The organism is Pseudonocardia sp. 73-21 (genome assembly GCF_001899645.1).
In the GTDB taxonomy this organism is placed as follows: Bacteria; Actinomycetota; Actinomycetes; order Mycobacteriales; family Pseudonocardiaceae; genus Pseudonocardia.
On the sequence record NZ_MKVV01000016.1, the window covers coordinates 146314 to 161472 of the forward strand.

A 15159-nucleotide genomic window follows, 5' to 3' on the forward strand; every position below is an offset into this window, starting at 1 on the left:
GCTCCTCTACCCGTCCTCGACGGGGATCATGTCGACGCCCACCTGCATCACACTCTCGGCCGAGTCGCTGTAGATCACACCCTTGAGCGGCGGCACGTCGGAGTAGTCGCGGCCGTGGGCGAGCTCCACGAACGAGTCGTCGACGAGCCGGTCGTTGGTGGGGTCGAGGTCGAGCCAGCCGCTGCCGGTGAACACCGACATCCACGCGTGCGACGCGTCGGCACCCAGCACGCGCTCGCGGCCGGGGGGCGGGGTGGTACGCAGGTAGCCGCTCACGTAGCGGGCCGGGAGGCCCACCGAGCGCAGCGCGCTGACGCCGAGGTGGGCGAAGTCCTGGCAGACGCCCTCGCCGCGCTCCAGCAGCTCGGGGACGGTGCTGCCCACGCCGGAGCTCCCCGAGCGGTACCGGAAGTCGCGGTGGATACGCGTGGAGAGGTCGATCGCCGCCTCGACGAGCGGCCGCCCCGGTGTGAACGACGGCTGCGCGTACGCGGTCACGGCGGCGTGCGGGGGCAGCCGGGGGGAGGGCAGGACGTAGCCGCGGGCGTCGAGCAGCTCCGGGGCCGGCGTCGTGTACAGCCCGTCGCGCACCACCTCCCAGGGCGTGGGGGACGTGGGCGGGGGCACCTCCGCCACCTCGACCAGGCTCTCGGCCAGCACCACCAGCTCGCGGTGGGCGGTGGTCACGCAGAAGTAGGTGGAGGTGTTGCCGAACGCGTCGGTGTGGTCGCGCAGCTCGGCGGGCTCGGGGTCGACGGTGACCCGGGCCTCGCGGATGGTCTGGCGCGGGCCCTCGCGGGGCAGCAGGTGGGCGCGCCCGAAGCTGGTGCCGACGTCGCCGTCGTAGCGGTAGGTGGTGCGGTGGGTGACGCGAAAAGTGGTCGTCATCCCATCGCCTGCAACGGTCCGAGGGGGCGCGGCGGCAGGCCAGGGGCGAACCGGCCGCGTTCGAGTACCTCGGCGAACCCCCACAGGTCCTCGCTCAGCCCGGTGAGCTGGGCCCGCAGGGCCGCGCGGGTGCCGTCGGGGCCGCGGCGGGCCAGCTCCGCGGGGTCGATCGTGGCGAGCCGCCGCTCGACGGTCTCCAGCGCGGCGTCCACCCCGCCGTCGGGGCCGGGGACGGCGGCGGTGTCGGCGCGCAGCCGGTCGAGCTGGTGGCCGACGGCGCGCGGGTTGGCCGGGTCGGTGAGCAGCAGCTCGAGCACGGAGTCGACGCCGGTGCGCTGGCGGCGGCGGTGGGTGATGATGCTCTCGGCGGTGATCAGGACGGACTCCAGGACCAGGTCGTCGGCGGCCGGGACGGGGACGTCGCAGAGGGTGGCGGCCAGCAGCGCGGTGACGTGCTGGGCGCGTTCGACGCGGCGGCCGGCGTCGAGCAGGTACCAGCCGGTGTCGCGGACGAGGCTCTCGGCGGCGATCCCGGAGAGCGCGAGCAGCCCCTCCAGCACGCGGGTCAGGGCGCCCGAGAGGTCGGCGGCCTCCGGCGCGGACGACGCGAGCCCGCCCAGCACCTCCTCCAGGCGGCCCAGCACGAACCAGGTGTCGTTCGACAGCTGCTCCCGCACGGCCTGCGCGGCGCCGACCAGCCGGTGCACGGCGTGGGCCAGCGTGCCGGGCCGGTCCCGGTCGGTCAGCAGGGCCAGCAGCTCGGGCCCGGGATCGGGGCCGCCGAACCCGGGGCCGGTGGCCGTCACGGCCGACGTGGCCCGCAGCAGCACCTCCAGCGCGCGCCCGCCCGCGTCCTCGGGGCTGGTCCGGAAGTCGGCCCAGCGGTCGGCGACGGCGCGGAGCAGCCGTGCGGTGTCCTCGGCGCGCTCGGCGTAGCGGCCGAGCCAGAACAGGTCCGCGGCGACGCGGGGGCTGAGCGTGTCCGCGGGCTCGCGGACGATCTCCAGCACCGGTGCCGTCGACACGGCCACCGGCCCGAGCACCCAGACGTCCTTCGCGACGGTGCCCGCGCCCATCCGGATCAGCCGCCGGGCCGGCTCGTCCGCGGCCTGGGCCAGCCCGCCCGACATCACCCGGAACCGGCCGCCCTCGGCCACCGCGAACGTGCGCAGGGACATCGGCCGGGCGTCGACCGAGCCGTCCGAGCCGATCACCGGCACGGTGCTGGGCACCACGTGCTCCTGCCCGGCCCACGCGTGCGGCTCGGCCGTGATCCGGGCCGCCAGGTCGGCGCGTTCGGCGGCGCTGAGCTCCGCCCCGACCACGGTGGACCGCCCCTCGGAGCGGGCGATCGGCTTGATCAGCATCTCGGCCAGGTGGGCGAGCACGTGGGAGCGGCCCGCCGGATCGCCGCACCACCAGGTCGGGGCGGCCGGCAGTGCGAGCGGCTCGTCGAGCAGGGCCTCGGCCAGCGCGGGCAGGAACGGCACCAGCCCGGGGTTCTCGGCCACGCCGCTGCCGATCCCGTTGACGACGGTGACCGTACCCAGCCGGGCGGCCTCCAGCAGCCCGGGCACGCCGAGGTGTGAGCCGGCCTGCAGGTCGAGCGGGTCGCACCAGGCGGCGTCGACGCGGCGCAGGATGACGTCCACCGGTTCCTTGCGCCCCAGCGTCCGACGCCAGACGCGGCCGTCGCGCACGGCCAGCTCCGAGCCCTGGACCAGCGGGAACCCGAGCGTCGACGCCAGCAGCGCCTGCTCGAACGCGGTCTCGCTCTGCGGGCCGGGGGTGAGCAGCACGATGCGGGCGGAGTCGGGGGCGAGCTCCTCCAGGCCGCTGCGCACCGCGTCGAAGAAGGGGCCGAGGCGGTGGATGCGGGAGCGCCGGTGCACGGGCGCGAGCACGCGGGCGGCCACACGCCGGTTGGCCAGCGCGTACCCGGCGCCGGACGGCGACTGCACGCGGTCGCCCACGACGTGCCAGCCGTGCGGGGTGCGGGCGAGGTCGGCGCCGGCGAGGAACAGCTCGCGCCGCGGCGGGGTGCCCGCGCCGCGCATCCAGCCCCGGACGTAGCCCTCGTGGCCGAGCACGAGCTCGACGGGCAGCACGCCGGTGCGCAGCGTCAGGCGCGGCCCGTAGAGGTCCGAGAGCAGCCGGTCCAGGAGCTCGGCCCGCTGGGCGACCCCGCGTTCCAGGACGGCCCACTCCGCGGCGTCGAGCATGAGCGGCAACGGGTCGAGCGCCCACGGCTGCTCGGTGTCGCTGCCGGGCGGGTGGTAGCCGATGCCGCCCTCGGTGATCAGCCGGCGGGTGTCGGCGGCCAGCCGCCCGGTGCGGCCGCTCTCCAGCAGCGCGGCGATGTCGGTCCAGGCGCCGCGCACGCCCCCTTCGGCGTCGAGCATCTCGTCGTGACCGCCGGGGGCGGTATAGCGGCGACCGGCGGTCGCGGGGGTGGTCACGTGGTGACCCGCCGACGTGCTCACTCCCGCGGAGGCGGCATCGACACCGCTACCCGTCTCAGATCCAGCGTGCGCGGGTACTCGCTGTCGACGATCGGCGCGGGCAGCTGCACGGGACCGGGGCTGTGGCCGTACGGCGTGAAGCGGGCGCCGCGCCGGGCCTCGGCCTCCTTCGCGTTGACCGGGAAGGTGTCGTAGCTGCGGCCGCCCGGATGCACCACGTGGTAGGTGCAGCCGCCGATCGAGCGGCCGTTCCAGCGGTCGACGAGATCGAACGTCAGCGGTGAATGCACGCCGATGGTCGGGTGCAGGGCCGACGGCGGCGCCCAGGCACGGAACCGGACGCCGGCCACCAGCCCGTCGCCGGAGCCGGCCGGGTGCAGCGGCACGGGCACGCCGTTGCAGGTGATGGCGTAGCGGTCCTCCAGCGCCCCGGTGACGCGGATCTGGACGCGCTCCACCGACGAGTCGACGTACCGCGCGACCCCGCCGCTGGCCATCTCCTCGCCCAGCACGTGCCAGGGCTCGATGGCCCCGCGCAGCTCGAGCGTGATCCCGTTGACCTCGACGGTGCCCAGGCGCGGGAACCGGAACTCCAGGAACGGGTCCAGCCAGGCCGTGTCGAAGCCGATGCCGTGCCCGCGCAGGTCGGCGGCCACCTCGGCGATGTCGGCGGCCAGATGAGCGGGCAGCAGGAACGCGTCGTGCAGACGGGTGCCCCAGCGCACGAGCTTCCCGGTGTAGGGCGCCGCCCAGAACCGCGCGACGAGCGCGCGCACCAGCAGTGCCTGCACCAGCGACATGTCCGGGTGCGGAGGCTGTTCGAACCCGCGCAGCTCCAGCAGGCCCAGCCGGCCGCGCTCGGAATCGGGGCTGAACAGCTTGTCGATGCAGAACTCCGACCGGTGGGTGTTGCCGGTGATGTCGGTGAGCAGGTGGCGCAGGGCCCGGTCGACGTGCCAGGATCCGGCTCCTTCGCACTCACCCAGCTTCGCCAGCTCGGCGAACGCGATCTCCAGCTCGTAGAGCGTCTCGTGGCGGCCCTCGTCGACGCGCGGGGCCTGGCTGGTGGGGCCGATGAAACGGCCGCTGAACAGGTACGACAGCGACGGGTGGTGCTGCCAGAACGTCAGCATCGACACCAGCAGGTCGGGCCGACGCAGCAGCGGCGAGTCCTTCGGCGTGATGCCGCCCAGGGTGATGTGGTTGCCGCCGCCGGTGCCGGTGTGCGTGCCGTCGAGGGTGAACGTCTCGGCGGCCAGCCCCACCTCGTGCGCGCAGCGGTGCAGCGTCCCGGTGATCTCCACCAGCTCGTCCCAGGACGTGGCGGGGTGCACGTTGACCTCGATGACGCCCGGGTCCGGCGTGACCGTCAACGTGCGGGTGCGCGGGTCGCCGGGCGGCGCGTAGCCCTCCAGCACCACGGGAACCCCGACGCCCGCGGCGGCGCGCTCCACCACGCCGAGCAGCTCCACGGCGTCCGCGGACTCCTCCAGCGGCGGCAGGAACACGTACAGGTGCCCGGCGCGCTCCTGGACGCACAGCGCGGTGGTGGGCGCCTTCTCGACGGGCGTGACGGCGGCGGGCGGCGGGTCGACCAGCGGCAGTCCCTCGGGGCCGAGTGCGGTCGGTGCGGGCAGCGGGGCGAGCTCGCGGAACCGTGAGGCCTCCGGCGTGCCGGGCGGCGGCGTCCACGAGATCGACGACAGGGGCAGCCGCAGCCCGGCCGGCGACGTGCCGTCCACCAGCACGATCCGGCCGCGGCGGGTGGTCCACTCGGCGGTGGCCCAGCCCGCGCCGTCCTCGGTCCGGTGCACGGGCAGGATCCAGGCGACCGGGTCGCCGTGCTCGGCGTCGAGCTGGTCCACGACCTCGGCCCGGGCGTCGCGGTCGGCGAGAGGTCCCTCGACGTCGGTTGCGGGCGGGTCCCCGTCGGGCAGCCGGGCCTCGGTCGCGAGACGGGTGAGCGGGTCCTCGAACACGGGCCTGGCGTAGGCGGCGTCGATGCCCAGGCCCTCGGCGACGGCCCGCATCACGTGCTCGACGTCCTCGCGGGCGGCGGCCGACCCGGGCGTCACCACCGGCGGCCCGGACGGCACGTCGAGCAGGGAGGCGTCTCGCCAGAGCGCCGCGCCGTCGGTGCGCCAGATCAGCGCGGTCTGCCAGCGCGGCAGCGGCTCACCCGGGTACCACTTGCCCTGGCCGCGGTGCACGACGCCGCCGGGGGCGAAGTGGTCGAACAGCTTCGCGGCCAGCCGGTCGGCACGTTCACGCTTCTCGGGGCCGTCGGCGGCGATCGTCCACTGGGGCGAGGACATGTCGTCCTTCGCGACGAACGTGGGCTCGCCGCCCATCGTCAGCCGGACGTCGCCCGCGGTGAGCAGGTCGTCGACGGCGTGGCCGACGGCGTGGATCTTCTCGCGCTGCTCGTTGGAGTAGGGGCGGGTGACGCGGGGGTCCTCGTGGACGCGCCGGACGACGTTGGAGAACTCGAACGTCGTCTCGCACGGGTCCACCATGCCGCTGATCGGGGCCGCGCGGCCCGGGCTCGGCGTCGCGGCGAGCGGGATGTGGCCCTCGCCCGCGAGCAGCCCGGACGTGGCGTCGAGGCCGACCCACCCGGCCCCGGGGACGTAGACCTCCGCCCAGGCGTGCAGGTCGGTGAAGTCGCTGTCGAACGCGGGCGGCGTGACCCCGGGGACGGCGTCGGGCGCGAGCTGGACCAGGTAGCCGGAGACGAAACGCGCGGCCAACCCCAGCTCGCGCATCGCCGCCACGAGCATCCACGCGCTGTCGCGGCACGAGCCGACGGCGCGCTGCAGCGTGGTGTCGGGCGTCTGGACGCCGGGCTCCATCCGCACCGAGTAGGCGACGTCGCCGGCGATCTGGCGGTTGAGCCCGATGAGGAAGCCGACGATCGCCTGGCCGGGCGCGGTCAGGTCGCGGTGGTCGGCGAGCCACGCCGTCAGCAGCGGGTTGTCCCCGACCGGCCGCAGGTAGGGCTCGAGGTCCTGGGCCAGCTCGGGCGGGTAGGCGAACCCGGACCGCTCGGCGTAGGACTCCACGAAGAAGTCGAACGGGTTGATCACCGTCATCTCCGCGAGCAGGCTCACGGTGATCGTGAGGTCGGTGGCGGGTTCGGGGAACACCAGCCGGGCGACGTGGTTGCCGTGCGCGTCCTGCTGCCAGTTGACGAAGTGGTTGGCCGGCTCCACCCGCAGCGAGTAGCCGGTGATCGGCGTGCGGCAGTGCGGGGCGGGGCGCAGGCGCACGGTGTGTGCACCGATGCCCACCGGGCGGTCGAAGTGGTAGGCGGTGCGGTGCTCCACGGAGACCCTCGTGGTCATGACAACCCCTCCTCGCTGGTCGGCTCCATCGTCAGGGGCGACCGACAGGGGTGTGTTTCCACCAGGTGAAGGATGGCCGGGGCCGTGGTCGGGGGCAAGGTGACCCCGGGCTCAGTGTCCGCACGCGGCGCTACGGCCAGGTGGCGAGCAGGACGTCGACACGCCGATCGCGGTCGGGGATGAGGTGGGTGATCATTCCACCGGCCCCGAAGGGGGTTGCGGACCGCGGCGTCGGGGTCGCGTTCGGGGTTGCCCGACCGGCCGCTCCACGGGGTCGGCTCCACCATGGCTGGTGCCTCGGCGAGCGGGATCAGCGCCCGAGGCGGTCGTGAGGAGATCGTGTCCTGCGCGGCCGGGTCGATGTCGATGGAGTAGCTCACGTCGCTGCGCTTCGTGCCGGGCCGTCTACTCCGGCAGTCCGAGCTCCGCTCTCAGCTGGGCCCAGGGCACGGCTCCCGCCGCGCGTTCCCCGGTGCGCAGCCGGGTCCGGGCCGAGGCCAGGGTGGCCCTCCGGACGGCCTCGACGCGCCGGAGGCCACGACACAACGTGTGGGGGGAGCCGGCAGGTCCGGCGCGCAAACGCCGCGGGTGCGTGGGAGTCCGCACGGAAGTGGTGGTCGGAGCGGTTCGCTGGCCCGACTACCCTGGGACCGTGCAGCCGCCCACCGTCCTCGTCGTCGACTACGGCGCCCAGTACGCCCAGCTCATCGCGCGTCGCGTCCGCGAGGCGCAGGTCTACTCGGAGATCGTGCCCGGCGACACCTCCGTCGCGGACATCGTCGCCCGCAAGCCCGCCGCCGTGATCCTCTCCGGCGGCCCGGCCAGCGTCTACGCCGACGGGGCCCCGGCCGTCGACCCCGCGCTGTTCGAGGCCGGCATCCCGGTGCTCGGCCTCTGCTACGGCTTCCAGGCCATGGCCCGCGCGCTCGGCGGGGAGGTGGCCCCCGACGGCACCCGCGAGTACGGCCGCACCGAGCTGACGGTCACCGACCACCCCGGGACACTGCACGAAGGCCTGCCCGGCAAGCACCCGGTGTGGATGAGCCACGGCGACTCCGTGGTCAGCGCACCCCCCGGCTTCACGGTCACCGCGTCGTCGGAGCGCGCGGCCGTCGCGGCGTTCGAGGACACCGACCGGCGGCTGGCCGGCGTGCAGTACCACCCCGAGGTGGGCCACTCCCCGCACGGCCAGGAGGTGCTGCGCCGCTTCCTGCACGAGGTCGCGGAGATCGGCACCGGCTGGAACACCTCGTCGATCATCGACGACACGGTCGCCGCCGTCCGCGAGCAGGTGGGTGAGGGCCGGGCCATCTGCGGTCTGTCGGGCGGCGTGGACTCCGCCGTCGCGGCCGCGCTTGTCCAGCGGGCCATCGGCGACCGGCTGACCTGCGTCTTCGTCGACCACGGCCTGCTGCGCGCCGGAGAGCGCGAGCAGGTGGAACGCGACTTCGTGGCCGCCACCGGCGCAAAGCTGCACACCGTCGACGTGGCCGACCGGTTCCTCGCGGCACTGGCAGGCGTCACCGACCCGGAGACCAAGCGCAAGATCATCGGACGCGAGTTCATCCGGGTCTTCGAGGCGGCCACCGCCGAGGTGGCCCAGGACGAGCACGTCGGGTTCCTCGTGCAGGGCACCCTCTACCCGGACGTCGTCGAGTCCGGTGGGGGATCGGGCACCGCCACCATCAAGAGCCACCACAACGTCGGCGGGCTGCCCGACGACATCGAGTTCGCGCTGGTCGAGCCGTTGCGGGCGCTGTTCAAGGACGAGGTCCGCCGGGTCGGCGCCGAGCTGGGGCTGCCCGAGACCATCGTCGGCCGTCAGCCGTTCCCCGGGCCCGGCCTGGGCATCCGGATCATCGGCGAGGTCACGTTCGACCGGCTGGAGACCCTGCGGGCGGCCGACGCGATCGCCCGCGAGGAGCTCACCGCCGCCGGGCTCGACACGACCATCTGGCAGTGCCCGGTGGTGCTGCTGGCCGACGTCCGCAGCGTCGGCGTCCAGGGCGACGGGCGCACCTACGGCCACCCGATCGTGCTGCGCCCGGTCAGCTCCGAGGACGCGATGACGGCCGACTGGACCCGGCTGCCCTACGAGGTGCTCGAACGCATCTCCACGCGCATCACCAACGAGGTCGCCGAGGTGAACCGGGTCGTTCTCGACGTCACCTCGAAGCCGCCCGGCACCATCGAGTGGGAGTGAAACGGCTGTGAGCGGATATCAGGGTCCCGACCCTGATATCCGCTCACGAGCGGCGGAGCCGCTCCTCCCCCCGGCGGGCCGCTGCGCTCCCCAGCTCGCGGCCCGCACGTCTCAGGTCGTGTGCCGCCCCCGGAGGCTCCCGACCAGCAACAGCAGTCCGATCACGGCGGCGCCGCCCGCGAGCAGCCAGCGGGGGTCGAACCCCGCGAGGCTGGGCACCTGGCCGACGAATGCCGACACCGACATCCCCAGGGCCAGCAGCCCCACCAGCAGCATCACCACGTCCGGGCCGCGTCGGCGGGAGACCGTCCCCTCGTCGTACTCAGCCACGACGCACCTCCACATCTCCCGCACCCGTCGACAGGGTGAGGACGAGCTCCTGACCGGACCGGGCGTTGTCGGCACCCAGGTCCTCGACGTCGAGCTTCGCGCCCGGCCCCGACACCTTCTGCCCGCCGAGCGACACGTCGCCGAGCCCGGCCGAGCCGTTCAGCTTCACGTCGGTGTCCGCGGGGACCAGCACCGTGAGGTCCCCGGCGCCCAGCGTCGCCGTGGTGGGCACCTGGCCGGTACCGCTCAGGGGGAGCTGCCGCAGATCCAGGGTGATGTCCCCCGCGGAGCGCTGGTAGACGGGCTGCAGCTGGGCGAGCGTGGTGGGGGTGGCGTTCAGATCGCCGAACCCACCGGCCTCCCACCGGTCCAGAGGAGCCGCGACGGCGGCCCAGGTGAGCGCGCTGAGCAGCAGCGCGATCGGGATCAGGCCCCGTCCGCTGCGGAGGAACGCGCCCACCACGAGCCCGGCGCCGATCACCCCGAGCCCGACCCCGAGCACCAGCGGCACGTTCGACGCGACGAGCGCGCCCATGAGCAGGAGCAGCACGGCGGTGGCCGAGCCGGCCAGCAGCGCGAGCCCGAGGGTCACCGCGGTGACGGGGAACCGGCGCGGTCGCTCCGGGCGGGCCGGCGGCTGGGCCGGGCCGGGCTCGGGCAGGTCCCACGCGAACGGCGCGGCCCCCAGCGGATCCCAGGCCGGTGGTGTGGGTGCCGGGACGTCCTCCTTCACCAGCGACGGTCCGGGCGTGGCCGCCGTCGGCGCATCGGCGACCGGGCCGACCGGGCGGGGCACCCGGTCACCGCGGCTGCGGTGCAGCAGGAACAGCAGGGCCAGTACCGCCAGCGCCGGGACCACCACCCCGCCGCGGTCGCCGAACAGGAACCCGATGCTCACCGCCGCGGCGACGGCCAACCCGACCACGAGGACCGGCCGGGGCCGGTGGGCCGGTGCGGCCGGGTCCTCGGGGGTCTCGGGCAGGGCGATCCAGCCCGCGATGTAGAGCGCCGCGCCGATACCGGTGAACGCCGCGGCCACGAACCCGATCCGGACGAGCACCGGATCGAGGTCGTAGCGGCGGGCGATCGCCGATGCCACACCGGCCACCTGACGGTCGTCGCGCGGCCGTGCGGGCCGCGTCTCCCACATCTCACGGAGCGTGCCGTGCACGTCGGTCCTGTTCATGGGAACGACTGTGCCGGGCACGCCACCCCCGGACCATCAGGGATGGCCCCGAGACGCCCCCGACCTTTCCCCGATGCCAGGGGCTTCCCGCCCGTGTGACCATGGACGGCGTGACCAGCTCCGCACCCGCCGCGCCCGTCCGGGCCCGGCCACCGCTCGCCCGGCGGCGCAACGGCCGCTTCCTCGCGGGCGTCGCCGGCGGCGTGGCCGACCACCTCGGCGTCGACGTCCTCTGGGTGCGCGTCGGGTTCGTCGTGCTCACCGTGTTCGTCAGCGGGTCGGGGGCCATCGCCTACGGCCTGCTCTGGGTGTTCGTGAAGCAGGAACAGGCCGACGTCGCCCGCACCGCCGGCCGGGCCGAGCGCCAGCAGGCGTTCGGGCTCGCCGCGCTGGGCGTCGGGGCCGGGCTGGCCGCCAACGCCCTGGGCAACTCCGTGGTCGGCTGGGTCGTCGGGCCGCTGGGCGTGGCCGCCGCCGGTGCCGCGCTGGTCTGGCGCGAGGCCGACGAGTCGCAGCGCCGCCGCTGGACCGCGGGCGCGCGTTCGGGCATCACCGGGATGTCGGGCAGCGGCCGCACCGCGCTGCTGCGGGTCGTCGCGGGCGCGGTGTTCGTGGCCGCGGGCATCGGGGTGTTCCTGCTGGGACAGCTGCAGCTCGGGCAGGTGCAGTTCGCGCTGCTCGCCGTGGTGGCCACGCTCGTCGGCGTCGGCGTGATCACGGTGCCGTGGTGGCTCAAGCTGGTGCGCGACCTCGGGGAGGAGCGTCGCGAGCGCATCGTCGAGGCCGAGCGGGCCGAGATCGCCGCTCACCTGCACGACTCGGTGCTGCAGACGCTCGCGCTGATCCAGCGCCAGTCCGACCAGCCCCGGGAGGTGCTGCGGCTGGCGCGCGGCCAGGAACGCGAGCTGCGCCACTGGCTGTACGGGGCATCGGGGTATGGGCGAGTCGGGCGGGCCGGGGAGCCGGGCCTGGACACCGGCCTGTCCGCCGCGATCACCACCGCCGCGGCCGAGGTGGAGGACACCTACGCCATCGACGTCCGGCCCGTCGTGGTCGGCGACCGCCCCCTCGACGACGACCTGCGCGCCCTCGTACTGGCCGCCCGCGAGGCGATGGTCAACGCGGCCAAGCACGCGAAGGTCACCGAGGTGAGCGTGTACGTGGAGGTCGAACCCGGGGAGGTGCACGTGTTCGTCCGGGACCGGGGCGTCGGCTTCGACGCCGACGACGTGCCCGGTGACCGGCACGGCCTCGCCGATTCCGTGCACGGCAGGATGGAGAGGCACGGCGGCACCGTGCGGCTGCGCAGCACGCCGGGTGAGGGCACCGAGGTGCAGTTGAGGATGCCGGTGGCGGAAGCAGAGCAGGAGAGTGGACAGTGACCGATCCGATCCGGGTCTTCCTCGTCGACGACCACGCACTGTTCCGCTCGGGGGTGCGCGCCGAGCTCGACCGCAGCGTCCCCGACCTCACGGTGGTGGGCGAGGCCGGCTCCGTCGACGAGGCGGTAGCGGGGATCCGGCACATCAAGCCCGACGTGGTGCTGCTCGACGTCCACATGCCCGACGGCGGCGGCGCGGAGGTCCTCCGCCAGCTGCGCCCCGAGCTGCCCGACGTGGTGTTCCTGGCCCTGAGCGTGTCGGACGCGGCCGAGGACGTCATCGCGGTCATCCGGGCGGGGGCCCGCGGCTACGTCACGAAGACGATCTCCGGGCGCGAGCTGGCCGACGCCGTGCACCGCGTGAAGTCCGGCGACGCGGTGTTCTCGCCACGCCTGGCCGGGTTCGTGCTCGACGTGTTCTCCGACCGGCCGGGGGCGGCCCCGCCCGGCGACCCCGAGCTCGACCTGCTGACCCGCCGCGAGCGCGACGTCCTGCGGCTGCTCGCGCGCGGTTACGCCTACAAGGAGATCGCGGGCGAGCTGTTCATCTCCGTGAAGACGGTGGAGACGCACGTGTCGAGCGTGCTGCGCAAGACCCAGCTGTCGAACCGCTACGAGCTGTCGCGGTGGGCCTCGGACCGGCGCCTGGTCTGACGCTGGTCTGACCTGGGGTCCGTGTGGACGACGCGCGCACGAATGGGGTGTCAGCGGGTGCGGGCCAGCCGCCCGTCACCCGAGCAGGCCGCTGACCAGCCCACCCACGAGGGACGTGACGGGCTGGGTGACCGGCTGCAGCGCCGAGGTGACGGGCTGGGTGACCGTGTCGACCGTCGGGCCGAGCGCCTTGCCGGCACCGGAGACGGTGGTGCCGAGGCCCGAGACGGCGCCGCCGACCGGGCCGGGCATGGCGCCGCCGACGTTGTCCACCGCGCCACCGGCCGCCCCGGTGAGGGAGGTGACGGTGCCGTCCACGCCGCTGCTGCTCGGGGTGCCGCCCGTCGTGCCGCCGCTGCCGCCGGAGTTGCCGCCGCCGGTGGTGCCGCCCGTGCCGGAGCCGCCACCGGTGGAGCCGGTCGGGCTCCCGGTGCCGCTGCTCTTCGCCGGGGTGCCGGTGGAGGGGGCCTTCGCGGTGGTCCCGGGCTTCGCCGCGCCGTCGGAGCTGCCGGCGAGCGCGCTCGGGAACGCCACGGGCACCCAGGACGACGGTGCCCCGGCGCCGGCGTCGAGGCCGCCGGTGTTGGCGGCCGGGGAGATCGCGACGGTGGGTGTGCTGCCGGCGTCGGCCGTGCCGTCGAGGATGCCATGGCCGGCGTAGGGGCCCGTGGCGGAGTCCTGGTCGGCCGGGGTGTCGGTGAGCACCGTGGCTCCGAAGACGGACCCTGCGGCCAGCAGCGAGCCTGCGGCGATGGTCCCACCCTTCACGGTCCGGCGGGTGACCGGCGCGGTGCGGGGCACCAGGGTGGTCTCGTCCTCCGCCTGCGAGGCGCGCGGCTTCAGCGGGCGGTCCAGCGCGTGCGTGGCCCGGCCCTCACGGCGCAGCAGGCTCCCCACCGACAGGGGTGCGCTGTCCAGGCTGTCGTGGGCCTTGACCGGCACCGGAGCGTTGCGGCGCAGGATGTCGGCGACCGTGAGTACGGTCGCGGACGACCGGGACCCACCGGCGGACGCGAACTGAGCCACTGCGTGGGTCCCCCTTTGGAGTGAACGAACTGTCGAATGTCTACCGGATGCGCACGCTCTGCGCCAAGTTCCATTCGTCCGTTCACCGCCGTTCACTCGAACGGTGCATCTCCGCTCGTCGAACGTGGTCGACCGCTCAGCCGATGGAGACGATCTGGAACGCCTCGGCGAGCGTGCCCTCGGGCAGGTCGAACCGGCGGGCGACGAGGCCGGCCATGCCGCGCAGGCGCCCCTCCAGGTCGTCCATGTGGGCCGTCTGGGAGGTGTGCGCGAGCAGCGCGGCGATCTTCCGGTCCATCGTGGCGGTGACGTCGACGACGTGGTCGGTGCGCTCCTCGGGGGCCGCCATGATCCACATCTCGGGAACGGTCCAGGCCTCGAGGCCCTCGTCGGCGAGCAGTTCGGGGTGGGCGAAGGGGTTGCGCGCGTCGGGGTAGACGGCGGCGAGGGCGGCCTCGCCCGCGGCGCGGTGGTCGGGGTGCGAGGCGCCGACCCGCTTCCAGTAGATCTCCGGCGACTGCGTGAGCACCCGCTGGGGCCGCACGCGGCGGATCTCCCGGCTGATGTCGCGCCGCAGCTCGACGCTCGGCGTCAGCCGGCCGTCGGGGTAGTGCAGGAACGTGACGTCCTGGACGCCCACCTCCTTGGCCGCGGCGAGCTGCTCGGCCTCACGCAGCGGGGCCATGTCCGCACGCGGGGTGTCGTCGAAGCCACCGGCGTCGCCGGAGGTGCAGATGCAGTAGGAGACCTCGATGCCGGCCTGCGTCCAGGACGCGACGGTGGCGGCCGCGCCGAAGTCGACGTCGTCGGGGTGGGCGGTGACGACGAGGACGCGCTCGACGTCGGTCAGGGGTGTGGGCACGGAGGAACAGTACGGGTCAGAGTTCGCCCCGGAACTGCTTGCGGGTGGTGCCGAGGGACTGCTGGGCGGCGATGCCCGCGCCGCCACCGAGGATCAGGCCGATGATGTCCGGGCCGATGCCTCCGTTGGTGAACAGCAGCCCGATCAGCGCGACGCCCGCGGTGCCGCCCGCCACCTTCCAGCGGCCGGAGACGTAGTCGGCCGTGGCGCCGCCGGAGACGCCGCGCTTGCGCGCCGCGTTGTTCAGCATCGCCAGGTAGCCGACGTGCCCCAGCGCCGCGAGCAGCCCGACGAGGGCCACCACGAACGCGACGATCCCGATCAGAGTTCCCATGGACTCCACTGTGCCACTTCACTGTGCCACTCCGCGGCCGCGCGGCGGCGGCGTCAGCGGCCGCCGAGCCGCCCCCGGCCCAGCCGCAGCAGGATCATGCCGAGCTCCCGGCCGTCCGTGCCCAGCTCGCCGAACTTGTTGAGCACCGTCATCTCGCGGTTGTAGACGATCCGGGGGCCACCGGCGGCCATCCGCGCGCGGCCGACGCGCTGCGAGACCTCGCTGCGGCGTTTGATCAGCCGCAGGATCTCCGCGTCGAGCTCGTTGATCTCGTCGCGGTAGGACAGGATCTGCTGCTCGGTGAGCGTGTCGTCGGCGGGGACACCGGTCGTGTCGGGCATCGCTTCCTCCTGGTGTCGGGTCCTGGCCCCGCGCCCATGGAAGAGCCCCGGGTCCATGTGGACTCCGGGGCGTCGTGGGGGCTGGTCAGCAGGCCACGGGAACCGGAACCCGGTACCCGTAGAAAAACTGCCCGTTGATCAGTAGCAC

At 74.4% G+C, this 15159-nt stretch carries 12 protein-coding genes; 3 read left to right on the forward strand and 9 right to left on the reverse strand.

Going from position 1 to position 15159, the window contains the following annotated elements; genetic code table 11:
- Window positions 1-6 precede the first annotated feature (6 nt).
- The 3 genes from BGP03_RS03865 to BGP03_RS03875 are packed head-to-tail and all read right to left on the reverse strand — an operon-like array spanning window position 7 to window position 6694.
- A complete protein-coding gene (locus tag BGP03_RS03865; RefSeq protein WP_296369716.1) occupies window positions 7-888 on the reverse strand; it encodes a transglutaminase family protein in 882 nt (293 codons plus the stop codon).
- Complete coding sequence (locus BGP03_RS03870) at window positions 885-3347, reverse strand: circularly permuted type 2 ATP-grasp protein (RefSeq protein WP_298800074.1); 2463 nt, start codon at window positions 3345-3347, stop codon at window positions 885-887. Before BGP03_RS03870 ends, BGP03_RS03865 begins: the two co-directional genes overlap by 4 nt.
- A gap of 20 nt (window positions 3348-3367) precedes the next feature.
- Window positions 3368-6694, reverse strand: a complete 3327-nt coding sequence (locus BGP03_RS03875; protein ID WP_298800076.1) for a transglutaminase family protein — start codon at window positions 6692-6694, stop codon at window positions 3368-3370.
- A 652-nt stretch (window positions 6695-7346) separates the two neighbouring features.
- Between BGP03_RS03875 and guaA the strand changes: the two genes are divergently transcribed.
- A complete protein-coding gene (gene guaA, locus BGP03_RS03880) occupies window positions 7347-8897 on the forward strand; it encodes a glutamine-hydrolyzing GMP synthase (RefSeq protein WP_298800078.1) in 1551 nt (516 codons plus the stop codon).
- 111 nt (window positions 8898-9008) lie between these two features.
- Here the strand turns inward: guaA and BGP03_RS03885 are convergent, their stop codons facing one another.
- Together BGP03_RS03885 and BGP03_RS03890 are read right to left on the reverse strand one after the other, a co-directional pair.
- Window positions 9009-9227, reverse strand: coding sequence for a hypothetical protein (locus BGP03_RS03885; RefSeq protein WP_296369722.1), 219 nt, complete (start codon window positions 9225-9227; stop codon window positions 9009-9011).
- Entirely contained in the window at window positions 9220-10413 is a 1194-nt protein-coding gene (locus tag BGP03_RS03890) for a PspC domain-containing protein (RefSeq protein ID WP_298800080.1), read from the reverse strand. The genes BGP03_RS03885 and BGP03_RS03890 overlap by 8 nt, the downstream gene beginning before the upstream one ends.
- 110 nt (window positions 10414-10523) lie before the next feature.
- On the opposite strand from BGP03_RS03890, the gene BGP03_RS03895 reads away from it, so the two are divergent.
- Entirely contained in the window at window positions 10524-11795 is a 1272-nt protein-coding gene (locus BGP03_RS03895; RefSeq protein WP_296369726.1) for an ATP-binding protein, read from the forward strand.
- Window positions 11792-12448, forward strand: coding sequence for a response regulator transcription factor (locus BGP03_RS03900; RefSeq protein WP_296369728.1), 657 nt, complete (start codon window positions 11792-11794; stop codon window positions 12446-12448). Before BGP03_RS03895 ends, BGP03_RS03900 begins: the two co-directional genes overlap by 4 nt.
- 75 nt (window positions 12449-12523) lie before the next feature.
- Here the strand turns inward: BGP03_RS03900 and BGP03_RS03905 are convergent, their stop codons facing one another.
- The 4 genes from BGP03_RS03905 to BGP03_RS03920 form a co-directional block, all read right to left on the reverse strand.
- On the reverse strand, window positions 12524-13474 hold the full coding sequence (locus tag BGP03_RS03905; protein WP_298800083.1) for a hypothetical protein: 951 nt from the start codon (window positions 13472-13474) through the stop codon (window positions 12524-12526).
- 136 nt (window positions 13475-13610) lie between these two features.
- Window positions 13611-14336: a PIG-L deacetylase family protein gene (locus tag BGP03_RS03910; protein ID WP_296369734.1), complete on the reverse strand. Its 726-nt coding sequence runs from the start codon at window positions 14334-14336 to the stop codon at window positions 13611-13613.
- A 16-nt stretch (window positions 14337-14352) separates the two neighbouring features.
- Window positions 14353-14670 carry a hypothetical protein gene (locus tag BGP03_RS03915; protein ID WP_296369736.1) on the reverse strand — a complete coding sequence of 106 codons (318 nt, stop codon included), beginning with the start codon at window positions 14668-14670 and terminating at the stop codon, window positions 14353-14355.
- A gap of 53 nt (window positions 14671-14723) precedes the next feature.
- The gene (locus BGP03_RS03920; protein WP_298800085.1) at window positions 14724-15068 is read right to left on the reverse strand and encodes a chorismate mutase; all 345 of its coding nucleotides are present in this window, start codon (window positions 15066-15068) and stop codon (window positions 14724-14726) included.
- Window positions 15069-15159: the final 91 nt, after the last annotated feature.